This window comes from Candidatus Amarolinea dominans, from assembly GCA_016719785.1.
Taxonomy (GTDB): domain Bacteria; phylum Chloroflexota; class Anaerolineae; order SSC4; family Amarolineaceae; genus Amarolinea; species Amarolinea dominans.
The window spans coordinates 598,447-614,131 of record JADJYJ010000001.1; the positions used below are offsets into that span (position 1 = coordinate 598,447).

A 15,685-nucleotide genomic window follows, 5' to 3' on the forward strand; every position below is an offset into this window, starting at 1 on the left:
TCTGCGCAAGTCTTACGAATTCAGCCATCACACCCAACACCAACCCGCTCCAGCAGGTTTCGGTGTATCAGACCGTGAATTCATTCACGGGGCAGCCGAAGAATCGTCCAACCTTGCGCAGGCCCGCCCGGTAAGGAGCTTTCGCCGTCGAGAACGCCATCGGCTTGTCCGACGCTGGATGGTGCAGCCAGCCTGCGCAAGGGGCCGCCGCTGTCACATCAAACCCGCTCAGGCGAGTTGCGGTGGTGGGAACTGGTCTTGTGGGGTTGTGGTGGTTGGGGTTGTAAATCGCTCTGCGCAAGTCTTACGAATTCAGCCATCACACCCAACACCAACCTGCTTCCAGCAGGTTTCGGTGTATCAGACCGTGAATTCATTCACGGGCAGCCGAAGAATCGTCCAACCTTGCGCAGGCCCGCCCGGTAAGGAGCTTTCGCCGTCGAGAACGCCATCGGCTTGCCCGACGCTGGATGGTGCAGCCAGCCTGCGCAGGGGCCGCCGCTGTCACATCAAACCCGCTCAAGCGGGTTGCGGTGGTGGGAACTGGTCTTGTGGGGTTGTGGTGGTTGGGGTTGTAAATTCGCTCTGCGCAAGTCTTACGAATTCAGCCATCACACCCAACACCAACCTGCTTCACAGGTTTCGGTGTATCAGACCGTGAATTCATTCACGGGCAGCCGAAGATCGTCCAACCTTGCGCAGGCCCGCCCGGCAGGAGCTTTCGCCGTCGAGAACGCCATCGGCTTGTCCGACGCTGGAGTGCAGCCAGCCTGCGCAAGGGGGCCGCCGCTGTCACATCAAACCCGCTCAAGCGGGTTGCGGTGGTGGGAACTGGTCTTGTGGGGTTGTGGTGGTTGGGGTTGTAAATTCGCTCTGCGCAAGTCTTACGAATTCAGCCATCACACCCAACACCAACCTGCTTCAGCAGGTTTCGGTGTATCAGACCGTGAATTCATTCACGGGGCAGCCGAAGAATCGTCCAACCTTGCGCAGGCCCGCCCGGTAAGGAGCTTTCGCCGTCGAGAACGCCATCGGCTTGTCCGACGCTGGATGGTGCAGCCAGCCTGCGCAAGGGGGCCGCCGCTGTCACATCAAACCCGCTCAAGCGGGTTGCGGTGGTGGGAACTGGTCTTGTGGGGTTGTGGTGGTTGGGGTTGTAAATTCGCTCTGCGCAAGTCTTACGAATTCAGCCATCACACCCAACACCAACCTGCTTCAGCAGGTTTCGGTGTATCAGACCGTGAATTCATTCACGGGGCAGCCGGACAATCGGCCAACCTTGCGCAGGCCCGCCCGGTAAGGAGCTTTCGCCGTCGAGAACGCCATCGGCTTGCCCGACGCTGGATGGTGCAGCCAGCCTGCGCAAGGGGGCCGCCGCTGTCACATCAAACCCGCTCAAGCGGGTTGCGGTGGTGGGAACTGGTCTTGTGGGGTTGTGGTGGTTGGGGTTGTAAATTCGCTCTGCGCAAGTCTTACGAATTCAGCCATCACACCCAACACCAACCTGCTTCAGCAGGTTTCGGTGTATCAGACCGTGAATTCATTCACGGGGCAGCCAGCACTTGCAGCCCGCTTTTGTTCGTAAACCACAGCCGGCCATCGGCGGCCAGCACGGCCTGCCTCGTGCCGAACACGGCTTCGGCGGCGGCGGCTTCCCAGGTGTCGCCGTTGTCACGCGAGCGAAAAAGCTCACTGTGACCGGCCGCTTCATCGCCCCGGAAGAGGTAGAGCACGCCCGGCCCCACCAGCAGTTTCAGGTTGTAAACGTAGGATGGCAGTTTCAGATTGGCGCCGGTCGCCGACCAGGTGAGTCCGCCGTCGGTCGAGCGCGTCAGCGTCGGTCGTTCGCCGCCGCTGACCGCAAAGACGGTCTGCGTGGCTGTGTAATCGGCCGAGAAGCCGAGCAGGAATCCGCCGCTGACGGGCGCCTGCACATCGCTCCAGGTGGCCCCGCGGTCTGTGCTGCGCCGCATACGCTCATAGCCGAGCAGGAACAGCGCGCCGTCGGGCGCGAGGGTCAGCGCGCCGGGGGGTGAATAGCCATTTTCCGGCGCCACGATCTGCTGCCAGCGCCCCGCCTGCGCCTGCCAGGCGTAGATGCCGGTCATGCGGCTGACAAAATAGGCTTCGTCCGCGCTGGTCGCAACGACCGGCTGCGTGCTGCGCAGATCGCCCAGGCCGGCCGCCAACAGCTCCCAGGTGGCGCCGCCATCGCGGCTGCGCTGAACCCCCGCGCCGCCGTCTGCGCCGCCCGCGCTGCTGCGGAACAGCACGCCGGGCGCCGCGACCGTGAAAAAGCTATAGGAAAAGGACCGGCTGAAATTGACGCTTTGCCAGCTTTGGCCATCACGCGTGCGGTAAACAGTATTGCCCGCGTTGACGTAGAACCAGCGGCCGGCCGGGTCGAAAGCCAGCGTATGCGTCGCCAGATCATCTGCAGTTGGCGCCGCGCCTGCCCGGAAGCGAGTCTCTTGCGGCGCCAGGCCAGAGAGCGGCACGACGACTACGGCCGGCCGATCCTGCACACGGCCGTAGAACTGGCGCCGCGCGGGGTCGAAGATCAACTGTTCAACCTGCGCCGGTCCCTGCCAGAATCCTTGCAGCGTGAGCGAGTCCATGGACACCGCGGCCAGGCTGGCGCCAAAGCTGACCCACAACGTTCGCCCTTTTTCATCCAGCGCCAGGCGTCCGGTCAGGCCGTTCAGACGCCCGCGCTCCTGCCCGGTTGGGCTGAGCCATTGAATCGCTTCCTGGTTCTTGTTGATGCTGTAACTGATGTAGGTGTCGCCGTTGGCGGCAAAGGCAATGTCGGTGATGAAACTGAAGTAGCCGGGCACGCTGATCGGCTGCTGGCTGCCAGGCGCAAAATACTGCACATAGCTGCTGTTGTTCGAGCCGGGCACGCCGTTGTTCATCAGCGCCAGGACATAGCCGCTGACCGGGTTGACCAGCACGCCATACGCGGCCGGGTTGGGGCTGAGACCGCGCGGGGTTGGGAACGTGGCCTTCAACTGACCCACGTTCCCGCCGGCGCGCGTGTAAATCGTCACCCCGCTTTTGGCGATATAGACCCGATCGGCCGACGGATCGGGCGCGGGCACGCCAGTTTGTGGGAAAATGACCGGCGCCGCGCCGTCGTTGATGCCCAACGCGACCACGCCCGCTGGCAGCATGAAGCTGTTCGGGGGTTCGGCCTTGTCGAGCAGCAGCGCCAGGGTCGCCGGCCGATTGACGTACAGGAGCCGGTTGATTTTGTCCAGGGCGATGGGCGCCTGGCCGCGCTGCACTTTCTGCACGCGGCCGGTCGCCAGGTTGACCCGGTGGATGCGATCCTGGTCATCGGCCACGAACAGCGTGGCGCTGGCCTCATCGAGCGCCATATCCAGCAAGCGCACGCCCACGATCAACCGCGTGGGCGCTTGCAGGGTGCTGGTCTGCAGGATTGCCACGTTGGCCGCACCGTAGCGGGCGAGTGCCAGCACGCGGGAAGCGCCCAGGGCTGCGAAAATTTCAGGCATCGCTTGATCCTGCCAGGGCTGTTCTGTCTGCACCTGCAGGTTGGCGGCGTCGAGCGCCTGGAGGATGGGGCCGCTGCTATCGCTGCCCTGGGCGCTGTAGCGATAGCCGCTCAGCAGCAGGCGCTTGCGCGGCGCATCGAAGAACAGGCCGCTGCCGTTGGGCACCGTAGCGGTCACGACCTGCTGCAAGTCGGCGGTGAAGCGCTGCACCTGCGACACGGACCCGTTGCTGCGCACGGCCCAGCCGCCATCGGGCAGTGCGGCCAGCCCATTCTGGTAAGAATCGGGCAGCGCGGTCACAGCGAGAGGCTGGCCGTTGGCGGCATCGAACACCTGCAACTGGGCCGGGTCGCCGTTGCGACTGACGAGGATGCGGTTGCCGTTGAGCGCCAGGTCAGCAATCCGCGCCAGGTTTTGGCTCCACAGCGGCGCGGGGTTGTCGGCCTCGGCCAGGTCGGCGCGGCGGTAGGCAGCCAGGCCTTGTTCGCCGGCCGTGATCAGCAGGGCGCCGTCCGCGCTGAGTGCGGCCGTGCGCACGTGATCCAGGTGCTGACCGAGTTTGCCGGTCAGCGGATCGAGGCTCAGCAGGACCTGGATGTCGCTGTCAACCACAAAGGCCGCGGCGCCATCGGGTGCGAGCAGCAGACGGCCGCCGCTCTGGCCTGTCAACGGCGTCAGGGGCAACAGTCTCGCCACGCGCTGCGCCGCGATCTCGATCACGGCGAGGACCGGCCGTTGATCCGGGCCGCGGATGCAGTAGACATACGCCAGGTCACGTTTGACATCCACCGCCAGGTCGCTGGGGCCATAGGCGTCGCCCACACCGGGCGCGCCCAGGTCACGCTCGGAGATGGTCAACAGACTGGCCGTGGGCGTGGGGGTGGGTGTGGGCACCGCTGGCCGCGTGGGCGCGGGCGTGCTGGTGGCTGGCCTGGTCGCGCTGGATGTGGGCGTTTCGGTGGGATCGAAGGGGATGATGGGGGTGGCGCCGCGGGCGGCCGGCGCCGGCGGCGGATCGAGCGGCTCCTCGCTGCGGGTGGCGCGCGGGGTTGGCAGTGCATCCGCCGTGGTTGGCGAGGGCTGCGCAGGCGACGGTTCTTGCGTGCGAACGGCAGACGGGGTGACGCCGGTGCGCGCGGCCGGCGTTGGCGTGAGCAGCGGGCGACAGGCGCTGAGCAGCAACCAGGCCGCGAGACAACTGCTGACGAGTTTCATCCAGGACATTGGGCGATTCATGTGGCGCCTCCGCATCCGCTCCAGGCTGCTTGTACCCATCAAAGTAACGTAAAGACGCTGATTTCGGGGCGGCAGTTCAGCCGCGGGATGACGCCCAGGCCGCGGTTGGTGTACAGCGTCATGCTGCGCACGGTGTAGCGGCCGATGGGGTACTTACGCCCCATGACGGGCAGAAAGGGCGGGCCGATGAACGGCAGCACGATCTGACCGCCGTGCGAATGGCCCGAAAGCTGTAAGTCGAAGCGCCCGGTGGCGGCCGCGACATCGGCAAAGTCTGGCTCGTGCGCCAGCAAGATGGCGCAATCGGTTGGCGGCAGCTGCGCCAGCACCTGATCCAGGCGCGCCGCGCCGGCGCGCACATCATCTACGCCGGCCAGGTGCAGACAGGCGTTGCCGCGGCGCACCGTATGCACGGCGTTGTTCAGATCGAGCAGGCCGACGTCGCGAAACATCTGGCGCAGCAGTTCCGGCTGTTGCCAGTGGTCGTGATTGCCCAGCACGACCACTGTGCCATCGGGCGGCGCCAAACGGGAGAGGGCGAAGCGCAGATCGGCCACGAACAGTTCGGTCGCGTAGGTCACGAAGTCGCCGGTGATGGCGACCAGGTCAGGCTGCTGCTGGTTGACCAGGTCCATGATGGCGGTCAGCCGGCGCTGCGTCATCCAGCCGTCCATGTGAATGTCGCTGATCTGCAGCAGGCGGTAGCCCCGAAACTCCGGCGCCAGCCGCGGCAGGGTGAGGGTGAGGTGGTTGATCTCGAACCAGTCCAGCCCCCAGTGCCGCCGCGCAAAGCGCAGCCCGCCCAGGTTCATGAAGCCGGTGTGGAATGAAGCAATGGTGGCTGTGCGCAGGAGCTTCCAGGCCCTGGCGCCCAGCCCGTACAGGATGGGTTTCGATGTTGTTGTCACGACAATGGTCTCCACCCGCATTGTACCATGATCGCGCCGTCGCGCCATGAAACGGCTGGCCGCGTCGGCGTCTTGGCCTCGCCGACGGCCAGCGGGATGCCGTTGATGAACAGCACCAGGTCGAACCGCCGTGACTGCGCGCCCGCGGTGAAGGCGAGCTGCGTGGCGACCAGGCAGCGGTTGTTCCTGGCCGGCTCGAAATTCAGCAGCCGGACGGGGGTGTGCTCGCCGTGCGGGCCAAACGGCAGCGTGCGCTCCCCGCGCAGCCAGGCGGTGAACTCCTCGTTGGCGCGCACCAGGCCGTCGGCGTTCACCGAGAGCAGGATGGCGCGCAGCCGGTAGAGCACTTCGTTGGCGAGGTCGGGCCGGGCCGCGATCTCCGGGTTGAGGCGGATCAGTGCGTCCCGCAGGAAGCTCCAGCCGAGGCTTTCCGGCCGGGGCGTGGCTGCTTCCGTGCGATAGGCGGCGCGGGTTCGCCGATGCGCGACCCGGCCGCCGGCTGCGGGCCACAGAGGAGGTCACAGGTCAACGGGTCGCGCACGGCCTCGTCCACGTTGCGGACGACGTCGTCGAAGCGGACGGTGCGCCAGTTGGAGCGGCGAACGGATTGCGAGAAAGGGGTGTCGGGTGAAAGGTTCATGACCTGGCAACAACGACCGCGGCGTCACTCGCCCAATCCAGGCGGCGCTTCAGGTCGTTGCAATGGCTGGGCGGAAGCAGTTTGTCGTGCTGAAGGCGCCCCACCACGATACCCGGTGCAATGCCGGCATCGGTAGCGAAAGCCAGGATCTGCTCCTTGCTGTAGCGCGTCTGACGCGCAAAGCGCCGCCATTGCGGAGCCGGAATCAGGCAGTCGGCGGCGAACTTGTCCGCGGCCTGCTCCTTGTCATCGCCATCGCGGTCATCAAAATCAATGAAGAACTCTCGCTTCCCATGCTGCACGATATGCCCTGCCTCATGGAAGAACGTGAACCAGAGATGGTCATCCGACTTGTAGCGCAGGCTGAGTTGAATCAGCGCTTTCGTGGGGGTCAACCAACGCGTGGCGCCGCTGACATGCACTTTCGGCAGTTCGGGCACAAAGACGACTGCCACACCGGCCGTCGCGCATAGGCGGACGAGCTCGGCCTGGAAGACCTCAGGCGGTTGCTGGGTCAGTTGGCGCACCTCGGCAAGCACGACCCGGAAGCGCGCAGCGTCGTAGGCCTCGCACGGTAGGCGCTGCGCCTCGAACTCGCCCCGGCGCAGCCAGGCGGCAACGGCAACCGGATCGGCCTCGAACGCCGGTGAACGCCGGAACGACGCCTGGGGAGAGAGCCAGATGGCCCGCCATTGATCGGGCGTCGCCACCCCGAAGAACTGCAACACCTCGCGCAACTGCTCGATCTCATCCGTCAGGCAACGAATCCAGCCCAACTGACACATGGGCTTAACAGGCGCCTGCTTGAGCCAACTGACGTGTGTTTGCAGTCGTTCGCGTTCGCCCGCTTGGGCCAGGAACTCACGATACCGCTGCTCTCGGTTATTCCAGAACCGCGCCGGGACGCCGAGCACGCGCTCGAACTGCAAAGCGGTCTCTGGTGTGATAGGCGCCTTGCCTTGCACGATCTCGTTGATGGTCTTGATGGCTTTGCCGGTGCGCTCGGCCAGGTCGGCCTGCGACATCCCGATCGTTTCCAGGGTTTCCAGAAGCGTCTCGCCCGGCGGTGACACATAGTCGGGGGCATATTGATTCTGAACACGGTTAACCATGAGTATCCTCCACGCCGATGATCAACACGGTCGTCACGCAGCTCCAATCCAATCCGCCATCGGGTTTCATGGGAGGCGGCTCATTAGCTGGCATGAAGATGAGCCGGTAGGGGTGAACCAGATCAACTGATAGCTGGCCTGCTCGGTTACCGATCAACTCATGACACCGAGTCTGTGGCAGAGAACGCAAATCTTCGAGATTATCTGCATCGCGCAGCTCGTCCAGCCGGCGTCGCAGAAGTCGGGCCTGCCGATCGCCGTGCTCTCGGACGAGCAACTTCTGATCATTCACGATCTTGGCGAACTTCTGACTCGTGAACATTATATCCACATTGACATCTCCTGTCAATTTCATTAACCTGATGCGTGTATAAAACTCATCCCATTATCGGGGTAAAGTTCGTGTGCCCATCCCAGCCTCGTCCAACATCGCAAATAGCTCATCCATCGCAGACCGCAGCGCGTCCGAACTGGCCTGCCATTCGGCGACGGCCTCCCGTGAGGGTGAGGTGTTTGATCTCGAACCAGTCCAGGCCCCAGTGCCGCCGCGCAAAGCGCAGCCCGCCCAGGTTCATGAAGCCGGTGTGGAATGAAGCGATGGTGGCGGTGCGCAGGAGCTTCCAGGCCCTGGCGCCCAGCCCGTACAGGATGGGTTTCGATGTTGTTGTCACAGCAAAAGTCTCCGGCTGCATTGTACCATTACAGGCGGCCGGTCACGTAATGGCCGCGCGGCCATGATTCTTTCACCAAGCCCAACCGAATATCGCGGTGACGTTCGTCCGGGTTCCGGCGTCCAACCTTGTAGAATCTTGTAATGGAACGATGCCGCCGTGGACTAAGATGATGGCGGCGTTCACGCTGTCCAATCACCCTGGGTGCGAGTCATGCAGCTTCTACTTGAAACCTGGACCTACATTGCCGGTCATCAGCCCGACTTCTGGGCTAAGACAGGCGCCCATCTGACGCTGAGCGGCGTTGCCCTGCTGGCGGCGCTGATGATTGCCTTTCCCCTGGGTATTCTCAGCGCGCAGAGTCGGGGCGCGTCACAGGCGGTGACGAACGGCATCGGCGCCCTGCGGGCAATTCCAAGTCTGGCCATCATGGCGGCCATGCTGCCCTTGATCGGCGTTGGTTTTCGGCCTGCGCTCATTGCGCTGACGATCCTGGCGATTCCGCCGATGCTGATCAACACCCAGGCCGGGATCATGGCTGTCAACCCGGCTATCACCGAGGCGGCGCGTGGCATGGGCCTGAGCCGTTGGCAGATCATCGGCCAGGTGCAACTGCCGCTGGCGCTGCCGGTCATCGTCACCGGGGTGCGCATTGCGTCCGTGGAAGTGATCGCCAGCGCCACCCTGGGCGCGATCATCGGCGCCGGTGGGTTGGGCGAATATATCTTTGCCGGGCTGAGTCTGGGGCCGGCCTATCTGCATTTGATGCTTGTGGGCGCGATCACCGTTGCGCTGTTGACCTTGACCGCCGAGGTCAGCCTAAACCGGCTGGAAGTCGTTGTGCGGCACGCGTTTCATCAGTAATCGTCAGTGTTACGAATCACACGGAGGAACATCATGAAGTTTTATCGTATCTTGAGTCTGTTGGTCGTTGTCATCCTGGCCCTGGGCGCCTGCACGTCCGCGGCGCCGGCAGGCCCGAAGGTCAAAATTGGCTCCAAAGACTTCACCGAAGAGCTTCTGCTCGGTGAAATGTATGCGTTGATTCTGGAGGAGAACGGCATCCCGGTGGAGCGCCGGCTCAACCTGGCCGGCACGCAGGTGGCGCAGGCAGCGCTGCTCAACGGCGAGATTGACATGTATCCAGAGTATACCGGCACCGGTTATCTCTTCATTCTGGGCATCGAAGACAAGGTCGAAAGCCCCGCGCAGGTCTTCGCACGCACGGCTGCCGACTACAAGAGCCAGTGGAATCTCGTCTGGCTCGATCCCGCGCCGATGAATAACACGAACGCGATTGCCGTCACGCAGGCCGCGGTCACGACGTACAACTTGAAGACGCTGTCGGACCTGGCCGTGGCCGCGCCCAACATTCGTTTTGCCGGCATTCCCGACTTCGAGCAGCGGCCGGATGGCCTGGCGGGCCTCAAACAGCTCTACGGCGGTTTTGAGTTCAAGAGCCTGACCGTTTTCGATCCTGGCTTGAAGTACAAGGCGGTGCAGGACGGCCAGGCGGATGCCGTCATTGCCTTCAGCACCGACGGTCAGATCAGCGCGTACAACCTGGTGCTGATGGAGGACGACAAGGGTCTGTGGCCGCCGTACCAGGTGGCGCCGGTGGTGCGCAATGACATCCTGGGGACGTACCCAAAAATCAAGGACGCCCTGAATAAGCTGGCGCCTTTCCTGACCAACGATGCGCTGTCCGCGCTGAACTGGCAGGTGGACGGCGACAAGCAGGAGTACACGGCCGTGGCGAAGGCGTTCCTGAAGGAAAAGGGTCTGGTGAAGTAACGCAGAGTGCAAAGCGCAGAGTGCAGAGTGCAGAGGGCAAAGTGCAGAGTGCAGAGGGCAGAGTGCAAAGTGCAGAGTGCAGAGTGCAAAGTGCAAAGTGCAAAGTGCAAAGTGCAGAGGGCAAAGCACAGACCACAGACCACAGACCACAGACCACTGACCACTGACCACTGACCATTGACCACTGACCACTGACCACTGAATGATGAATATCGGATGAATGCGATTGTTTTCGACCATGTGAGTAAGCGGTATGCGACGCCGGCGGTGGATGATGTCTGCCTGGAGGTTCCGGCCGGTCAAACGGTCGTCATTTTGGGCACGTCTGGCTCGGGCAAGACGACGCTGATGAAGATGGTCAACCGGCTGATCGAGCTGTCATCGGGACGGGTGATTGTGGATGGGCAGGATGTGCAGACGCTGCCGGTCAACGATCTGCGCCGGCGCACGGGCTATGTCATTCAGCACATCGGTCTCTTTCCGCACTGGACGGTGGCGCAGAATATCGCGACGGTGCCGAGGATTCTGGGTTGGGAGACCCGCCGCATTCAACAGCGCGTGGATGAGCTGATGGATGTGGTGGGCCTGGCCCCTGCCGAATACCGGGGCCGCTACCCCGCGCAGTTGTCGGGCGGTCAACAGCAGCGGGTGGGCATCGCCCGCGCGCTGGCCGCGGACCCTGACATCCTGCTGATGGACGAACCGTTCGGCGCGGTGGATGCCATCACGCGGGCGCGCTTGCAGGAGGAATTCCTGGCCCTGCAAGCACGCACGCACAAGACGGTGCTTTTTGTCACGCACGACGTGGAGGAGGCGCTGCACCTGGCCGACAAACTGGTCATCATGGACCGCGGCCGGGTGATTCAGTACGACACGTCGTTCAACATCATCACGCAGCCGGCCAACGACTTTGTGGCAGAGTTGATCGGCGCGCGTCACATGATGCGTCTGCTGCGCCTGGTGACGGTGCGCAACATGCTGCAGCCCTTGCAGCCGGGCACCGCTGCGCAGGCTGACGACACCCTCAGCCTGGATGATTCGATGAGCGACGCCCTGACCCGCCTGCTGCGCTCAGCGCACGATGCCCTGCCGGTGACCGACGCCGAGGGCAACCTGGTGGGCCAGGCCGACCTGGCCGCGGTGCGGGCGCATCTGCGCCACGCGGCGCCTGCACGGCCTGGCAATCTCATGCCAGCCAGCGACCCGCTCCCTGCGGAGCGTTGACGATGACTTATCTGTTCAAAAATCCGCTGAAAGTTCTTCTCGCCATGCAGCAGCACCTGGTCATCACCCTGGTCGCGCTGTCGCTGGCGGTTGCGGTGGCCGTGCCCCTGGGCATCTTCCTGGCACGGCGGCCGCGGTTGGTCGGCCCGGTACTGAGCGTGCTGAGCATTCTCTACACAATTCCGAGCGTCTCATTATTGGTGCTGTTGATTCCGCTCATGGGCCTGGGCTTCTGGCCGACGATCGTGGCGCTGGTGGTTTATTGCCAGGCCATTTTGGTGCGTAATGTGGTGGTGGGGATTCGCAGCGTGGACGCGGCCGTGTTGGAAGCGGCGCGCGGTATGGGGCTGAGCGCATGGCAGATTATCTGGCAGGTGGAGCTGCCGCTGGCGCTACCCATCATCCTGGCGGGCGTGCGCATTGCGGCCATCTCCACGATTGCCATTGCCACCGTGGCCGCGTTTTTCGACGCCGGCGGCCTCGGCGCGCTGATCCGTGAAGGCATCAGCCAGGATTACAGCGACAAGATCTGGGCCGGCGTCCTGGCCGTGACGCTGCTTGCCATCCTCTTCGAGCAGAGCTTGCGCGTGATCACGCGTCGGCTGCACCATGAAACGGCCGATAACCAGCGTGTTGCTTAATTCACGGCATATTCGGTCAGCAGACGCATCTGCGGAGAATGAAATTTCTAGCCATCTACCTACTTGATCGGCGACAGCGCCAGCCAATCGTAGCCAATGCCCGGATCGTCGTGGGGGATGCGGCCTTCATCGGCGGGGTTGTAGACGTTGGAGGTGACGTAGAACAGGTGCGTGACGCCGCCCAGGACTTTGCAGCCGTGCGCGACGCCGGGCGGTATCTTGACCACGCGGTGCCCGTAGTCCGGCCCCAGCAAGATCTCCTGCGTCTGCTGATAGGTGGGTGAGTCTGGCCGCAGATCGTGCAGCACCAGCTTGAGCGCGCCGATGGGCACATACCACCAATCCACCTGCTTCTGATGCAGGTGCCAGGCTTTGGCCGAGCCGGGATACATCAGCGCGTAGCTGAGCTGGCCGAACCCTTCGCTGAAGAATTCGTCCGTGGCGCGGATGATCTCGCGAAAGATCTGGCGATCATCGCCATCTCCGTGCAGTTCCTTGAGCATGACGCCCTGAATCTGCGGCTGCGGTTCCCCGCGGCCAATGCCTTCCGTTGTGGTGCGCACGCGCACCGCCAGTTGTTTCGTCATCCGTTCTCCCCTTGCAACCTGACCCGATCACGCCGGGATCAGATGGCTCACACCAAGACACAAAGGCGCCAAGAGGTCAACCGATTGCCTGTCTGCCTTTGTGTCTTGGCGCCTTTGTGTGAGAATTCCTTGCTTGCTGCGCCAGAATTTTGCTCGAAGGCGCTAGATTGCTTCGCTGATCACCTTGGCCTGCGTGAAGAGTAGCAGGTAGTCCGCGCCGCCGGCCTTGGAATCGGTGCCGCTCATGTTGAAGCCGCCAAACGGCTCCACGCCGACCAGCGCGCCCGTGCATTTGCGGTTGAGGTAAAGGTTGCCTACGTGGAAATCCTCACGTGCCCGCTCCAGGCGCGCGCGGTGACGACTGAAGATGGCGCCGGTCAGGCCGTACTCGGTGCCGTTCGCCACATCCAACCCGTCCTCGAAGGACTTCGCCTTGATGCAGGCCAGAACCGGGCCGAAGATCTCTTCCTGCGCCAGGCGGGCGTTGCGATCAATATCGCCAAAGATCGTAGGCGGAACGAAATAGCCGTTGGTGGGGTTGTGGCTGAGGGGTTGACCGCCCAGCAGCAGCTTGCCTTCCTGCGTGCCGATTTCGATATACTCCCACATCTTGGCGTAGGCTTTGGCGTCCACCACCGGCCCCATCCAATGGGCGGGGTCAATCGTTGGCCCCACGGTGATCTTGGCCGCGCGGCGCACCACCTTATCCACGACCTCATCGTAGACATCTTCCACCAGGATGGCGCGTGAGCAGGCAGAGCACTTTTGCCCCTGAAAGCCAAACGCAGAGGCCACAATCGCGTCCGCGGCCGCGTCCAGGTCCGCGCTTTCATCTACCAGGATGGCATCCTTGCCGCCCATCTCCAGCAGCGTGCGCTTGAGCCACTTCTGTCCTGGCTGCTGCACGGCCGCGCGCTGGAAGATGCGCAGGCCGATCTCTTTGGAGCCGGTGAACGCGATGTGGCGCGTCAGCGGATGATCCACCAGCGCATCGCCCATCTTGCCGCCCGGCCCTGGTAGGAAGTTGAGGACGCCCGGCGGCAGGCGCAAATCCTCATAGAGCATCTCGCTCAGGAACCAGGCAATCCAGGGCGATGTGCTGGCTGGCTTGAGGACCACGGTGTTACCGGTCACCAGGCTGGCGGCTGTCATCCCGGCCATGATGGCGCCGGGGAAGTTCCAGGGCGGGATGACCACGCCGACGCCCAGCGGGATGTAGCGCAGTTCGGCGTCGCGGCCGGCAAACGGTTCCACCGGCTGTGCGCCGCCCATGCGCAGCATCTGGCGCGCGTAGTAATCGCAGAAGTCAATGGTCTCGGCCGTATCGGCATCGGCTTCAGGCCAACTCTTGCCCACTTCGTAGACCATGATCGCGCTGAATTCATGCTTGCGCTTGCGGATCAGCTCGGCCAGCTTGAACAGATAGCGCGCCCGCGTTTCGTAGGGCACCTTGCGCCATTCGTGAAAAGCATCATGGGCCACTTCCACCGCGCGGTTGGCATGTTCAGGCGTCGCACGGGCAAAACGGGCCACCACCTGGCTGGGGTTGGCCGGATTGAGCGAGTCGAACGTTTCATCGGTATAGATTTTTTCACCGCCAATGACCATTGGATAGGTGCGGCCCAGCCACGACTCCACCTTCGACAGCGCAGCCTCGAAAGCCTTGATCTGGGTCGGGTTGCTGAAGTCGGTCATCGGTTCATTGCGAAAGGGAGCTAACATGAATCAACCTCCTCGTTGATACGCGATACGCAAAAAGCTAGCGGGACTCTCCATTGAATCTTATCAGGTTGGCATAGAATCGTCAAACAAAGACGCCAATCTTGGCATGGGTGACTGTTGACAGGCGCGCCGCCGCGTGGTATGCTTGTGGCATCGTGACCGGCGCCTCGCCATGGGGCAAACCGGATAGTCTCGCCCACTATTGTTCTGTGACCCCGCGATGTTTCTGCTACGTGTCAGATTGCATGCTGCGTCGGCGGTTGCCCGGACAGCTCACCGCCGGACGTCATGGCTCACCTCGTTCATGCTGTCCAGGTTTTCTTGGAAAGGAGCAACTCTCGTGAAACGTACTCGTCGCCTGTTCACATTGACTCTCTCGTGTGCGCTCCTGTTGACATTGGTCGTCTCATGGGGCGCGTCGGCCAGCGCGCCGACTGACGGGCCGTGGGTCAACGGATCGCTGCTGCCGGCCCAGATGGTTCGCTACGACAGCGAAGTCTCCGGCGGTAAAATGTATGTGCTCGGCTTCCGTCTGCCCACCGGTGAGACCGATGGCAGCGTCTGGGTGTATGACCCTGTCGCCGATTCCTGGGGCGACACCGGCGTGGACATGCCGGTGCCTGTCTCCAACTATCACATCGCCAAGCTGACTGACAGCAACGGCGTGGGCTTGTACATCTTTGGTGGTCGCGACAGCGCGGGCCTGTGTACGGACACCGTGCAGGTCTTCTATCCCGGTACCAATACGACCGCGACCGTGGCCACCGACCCCTGGAACGGCCAGGTCAACCCGGGTGAGCGCGTGTTCCCCGGCGCCGTCGAGGTGGTGGGCAACAAGGCCTACGCCTGGGGCGGTTTCTGTGGCGGCACCACCGCGCCGTTCACCGGCAGTGAGACGTGGATCTTCGATCCCATGGCGGCCGGCGGCGCGCGCTGGACCGCTGGCCCGGCGCTGCCCATGAACGGGGCCTATCAGACCGGCGCGGTGCTGGATGGCAAGGTCTACTCCATCGGCGGCGACACCTTCGATGGCACCAGCCTGTTCCCGTATGCCGATGTGCTCATGCTCGACTCCGCCAACCTGGGCGCGGGCTGGCAGGCCAAAGCCTCCCTGCCCCTGCCATCGTCGGGCAGCCCTGGCTGTGATGAATCACGCGCCTTTGGCTTCGACAGCAGCAGCGGCTGGGCGTTGGCCGGCAAGGTCGTGCTGGCGGGCTGCGGTCAGTGGAACGCGACCAACACCGCACTGCCAGACAGCTTCCTGTATGACGCGGCCGGCAACTCCTGGACCACCTTTGCGGCGCTCATTCAGGCGCGGCGTAATCACGCCGGCGCCTTCATCGTGGCGCCTGATGGACTTTCGGGCAAGATGTGGGTGGGCGGAGGCTACATCCCCGGCGCGGCCAACACCGGCACCGATACCACCGAGACCTACACCATCTCGTTCTCGGCGCCCACCGCCGTTGGGTTGGATGACTTCAGCGCCCGCGGTTCGGATATGACCCTGGCGCTGGTTGGCGGCGGCCTGCTGTTGGGCCTGGCCCTGGCGATGCTCAAGCGACGCCCCGTTGCGCCGCGCGCCTGAGATCACTTTTTACCGCACGCCGGCACCCTGCCGCGCGTAACAGAATC

The 15,685-nt window shown here is 63.4% G+C and carries 13 protein-coding genes; 5 read left to right on the top strand and 8 right to left on the bottom strand.

The genetic code is table 11. The features are described from left to right. Positions 1-1,544: 1,544 nt before the first annotated feature. The 6 genes from IPM84_02920 to IPM84_02945 all read right to left on the bottom strand — a co-directional run bounded on the left by IPM84_02920 (position 1,545) and on the right by IPM84_02945 (position 8,085). Positions 1,545-4,754 carry a hypothetical protein gene (locus IPM84_02920; protein MBK9091723.1) on the bottom strand — a complete coding sequence of 1,070 codons (3,210 nt, stop codon included), beginning with the start codon at positions 4,752-4,754 and terminating at the stop codon, positions 1,545-1,547. A gap of 38 nt (positions 4,755-4,792) precedes the next feature. Beyond that, positions 4,793-5,566 carry a metallophosphoesterase gene (locus IPM84_02925; GenBank protein MBK9091724.1) on the bottom strand — a complete coding sequence of 258 codons (774 nt, stop codon included), beginning with the start codon at positions 5,564-5,566 and terminating at the stop codon, positions 4,793-4,795. 92 nt (positions 5,567-5,658) lie between these two features. After that, on the bottom strand, positions 5,659-6,174 hold the full coding sequence (locus tag IPM84_02930; protein MBK9091725.1) for a hypothetical protein: 516 nt from the start codon (positions 6,172-6,174) through the stop codon (positions 5,659-5,661). 124 nt (positions 6,175-6,298) lie between these two features. Continuing rightward, a complete protein-coding gene (locus IPM84_02935; protein ID MBK9091726.1) occupies positions 6,299-7,414 on the bottom strand; it encodes a helix-turn-helix domain-containing protein in 1,116 nt (371 codons plus the stop codon). After that, the gene (locus IPM84_02940; GenBank protein MBK9091727.1) at positions 7,407-7,745 is read right to left on the bottom strand and encodes a killer suppression protein; all 339 of its coding nucleotides are present in this window, start codon (positions 7,743-7,745) and stop codon (positions 7,407-7,409) included. The genes IPM84_02935 and IPM84_02940 overlap by 8 nt, the downstream gene beginning before the upstream one ends. Positions 7,746-7,854: 109 nt before the next feature. Next, positions 7,855-8,085, bottom strand: a complete 231-nt coding sequence (locus IPM84_02945) for a hypothetical protein (GenBank protein MBK9091728.1) — start codon at positions 8,083-8,085, stop codon at positions 7,855-7,857. A 213-nt stretch (positions 8,086-8,298) separates the two neighbouring features. Between IPM84_02945 and IPM84_02950 the strand changes: the two genes are divergently transcribed. The 4 genes from IPM84_02950 (at position 8,299) to IPM84_02965 (ending at position 11,744) form a co-directional block, all read left to right on the top strand. Further along, a complete protein-coding gene (locus tag IPM84_02950; GenBank protein MBK9091729.1) occupies positions 8,299-8,949 on the top strand; it encodes an ABC transporter permease in 651 nt (216 codons plus the stop codon). 33 nt (positions 8,950-8,982) lie between these two features. Beyond that, positions 8,983-9,879, top strand: coding sequence for a quaternary ammonium transporter (locus IPM84_02955; protein MBK9091730.1), 897 nt, complete (start codon positions 8,983-8,985; stop codon positions 9,877-9,879). A 216-nt stretch (positions 9,880-10,095) separates the two neighbouring features. Next, positions 10,096-11,103 (top strand): ABC transporter ATP-binding protein, encoded by a 1,008-nt coding sequence (locus IPM84_02960; GenBank protein ID MBK9091731.1) that lies wholly within the window; start codon positions 10,096-10,098, stop codon positions 11,101-11,103. Positions 11,104-11,105: 2 nt separating this feature from the next. Beyond that, positions 11,106-11,744, top strand: coding sequence for an ABC transporter permease (locus IPM84_02965; protein MBK9091732.1), 639 nt, complete (start codon positions 11,106-11,108; stop codon positions 11,742-11,744). Positions 11,745-11,803: 59 nt separating this feature from the next. On the opposite strand, the gene IPM84_02970 is transcribed toward IPM84_02965, so the two are convergent. Beyond that, entirely contained in the window at positions 11,804-12,247 is a 444-nt protein-coding gene (locus IPM84_02970; protein MBK9091733.1) for a dTDP-4-dehydrorhamnose 3,5-epimerase family protein, read from the bottom strand. A 246-nt stretch (positions 12,248-12,493) separates the two neighbouring features. Then, entirely contained in the window at positions 12,494-14,053 is a 1,560-nt protein-coding gene (gene pruA, locus IPM84_02975; protein MBK9091734.1) for an L-glutamate gamma-semialdehyde dehydrogenase, read from the bottom strand. A 340-nt stretch (positions 14,054-14,393) separates the two neighbouring features. Here pruA and IPM84_02980 point away from each other — a divergent pair, with 340 nt between their 5' ends. Continuing rightward, complete coding sequence (locus tag IPM84_02980) at positions 14,394-15,638, top strand: hypothetical protein (protein MBK9091735.1); 1,245 nt, start codon at positions 14,394-14,396, stop codon at positions 15,636-15,638. The last annotated feature ends 47 nt before the right edge of the window (positions 15,639-15,685 follow it).